General features: G+C 32.6%; 1 pseudogene. It reads left to right on the top strand.

Going from position 1 to position 218, the window contains the following annotated elements:
* Positions 1-57 precede the first annotated feature (57 nt).
* Positions 58-218, top strand: a pseudogene (locus tag HMPREF2805_RS11135) (IS5/IS1182 family transposase); the annotation flags it as partial.

Genomic DNA, 218 nt, shown 5'->3' with positions numbered 1-218 from the left:
GCTTTTCTTTGTGTAAAGTCGTATAATAGAGGTAAGAAGAGTTGTGAGGTAATCCCTATGTTTCACAAAGAAAAACCTGATTATAATCGTAAGCAATATGGTTTCTATACAATAGACGAATTGGTCCCTAAAGATCACTTTCTTCGACAAGTTGATTCAAAAGTTGATTTTGACTTTATTTATGATTTGGTAGAAGATACCTATAGTCCAGATAATGG

It is taken from the genome of Streptococcus sp. HMSC034E03 (assembly GCF_001811505.1).
Classification (GTDB): domain Bacteria; phylum Bacillota; class Bacilli; order Lactobacillales; family Streptococcaceae; genus Streptococcus.
Note: the sequence above shows the minus strand (reverse complement) of the source record. Positions and strands in the feature narration are given on the sequence as shown.